The 1,508-nt window shown below is 44.1% G+C and carries 2 protein-coding genes and 1 pseudogene; all 3 read left to right on the top strand.

The window, feature by feature from the left end; all coding sequences use genetic code 11:
- A pseudogene (gene prfC / locus KIV40_RS29760) lies at positions 1 to 306 on the top strand (peptide chain release factor 3); the annotation flags it as partial.
- A gap of 108 nt (positions 307 to 414) precedes the next feature.
- The gene (locus tag KIV40_RS29755) at positions 415 to 549 is read left to right on the top strand and encodes a DUF5363 family protein (protein ID WP_285352863.1); all 135 of its coding nucleotides are present in this window, start codon (positions 415 to 417) and stop codon (positions 547 to 549) included.
- Positions 549 to 1,349: a TatD family hydrolase gene (locus tag KIV40_RS29750; protein WP_285352861.1), complete on the top strand. Its 801-nt coding sequence runs from the start codon at positions 549 to 551 to the stop codon at positions 1,347 to 1,349. Before KIV40_RS29755 ends, KIV40_RS29750 begins: the two co-directional genes overlap by 1 nt.
- The last annotated feature ends 159 nt before the right edge of the window (positions 1,350 to 1,508 follow it).

The following is a 1,508-nucleotide window of genomic DNA, read 5'->3' as shown; positions in this document are numbered from 1 at the left end:
CGTCCACTACAGAATAACGATCTGATTGTAGGCGCGGTTGGTGTACTTCAGTTTGACGTGGTTGTGGCTCCTCTTAAAGCGGAATACAACGTTGAAGCGATCTACGAGAGCGTGAACGTTGCAACAGCACGTTGGGTTGAGTGTGGCGACGCGAAGAAATTCGAAGAGTTCAAGCGTAAGAACCAGACTAACCTAGCATTGGATGGCGGCGATAACCTAACCTACATCGCACCAACCATGGTTAACTTGAACCTAGCGTCAGAGCGTTTCCCTGATGTTGAGTTCCGTGCAACTCGCGAGCACTAATCTTATTGATGACGGTGCCAACCCGTTGAGGTGGTGCTAGTCGAAGTGATTAAAAACGTCTATTGTTCTGCAATAGGCGTTTTTTATGTCTGGTCTTAAGGAGAGTGGATGTTTCAAGTGATTAAAAGATGGATTAAGCAGTACGATAAATGGTGTAAAGAGCTAGGGTTAACGCCGGAGAATACGCGTAGCTGCGCTTCTTATCGCAGTGATCCACAACCCGAGTCTAAAGATAAGCCATAATGTCGATACCGGTATTTGATACCCATTGCCATCTAGATTTCGACGCCTTTTCAACTGGCACTCAAGACGATCTTATGGCCGCTCAAAACTATCTCACAGCCGCGCAAGAGCAAGGAGTTGAGAAGGTCGTTGTCCCCTCTATTGGCAAAAACAACTGGAACACACTCGAACAGCTAAGCTCACATCACTCTAATCTTTACTACGCATTAGGTTTTCATCCTTACTTCCTAGCGACGGCTAATGAAGGTGATTTTGATCAACTTGAGCATCACTTAAGCGGTGCCTCTAAGCAGTGTATAGCGATAGGGGAGTGCGGTTTGGACTTCTTTGTAGATGTTGATATCGACAAGCAAGAGCGCTTTTTTGTTCGTCAGATTGAGCTTGCTACGGCTTATAAACTGCCGTTGATCATCCATGAGCGAAAGTCACACAACCGTCTTATTCAGCTTATCAAGCAGCAAAAATTTGCCAATGGCGGTGTGATTCATGGTTTTTCGGGCAGTGAACAGCAGGCTTTAGAGTGGATTCGCTTAGGTTTCTATATTGGGGTCGGTGACACGATAACTTACCCAAGAGCACAGAAAACGCGCACTACGGTCTCCCGTTTGCCCCTTGAATGGATGGTTTTAGAGACCGATGCTCCGGACATGCCGATAAGTGGTCAGCAAGGAAACATTAATCATTCCAAATATTTAGTTACGATATTAAATGAACTTGTTTCGCTTAGAAAAGAATCAAAGCAATCGATTGCAACGCAAATTTGGCAAAATAGCCATCTCCTATTCGGTATATGTGAATAAAATCCAAAGTTTTTGTTTATCGTTTGCGTAAATTACAGTTGTATCGTGATCCTCATCACATATGTAAATGAATGATACATGAATCTTATACGAAAGTGTGAAGGCGGCATTACTTTATTAGTGGTCGCATGAGTATAATTGCCAGCGCTTTATAGCCCC

This window comes from Vibrio sp. D173a, from assembly GCF_030248475.1.
The sequence above is the reverse complement of the archived record's forward strand: the minus strand, read 5'-3'. Positions and strand labels throughout refer to the sequence as shown.

Coding starts and splice junctions, on each gene's coding strand:
- KIV40_RS29750 (WP_285352861.1), top strand. CDS start 549: ATGTCGATACCGGTATTTGATACCCATTGCCATCTAGATTTCGACGCC.
- KIV40_RS29755 (WP_285352863.1), top strand. CDS start 415: ATGTTTCAAGTGATTAAAAGATGGATTAAGCAGTACGATAAATGGTGT.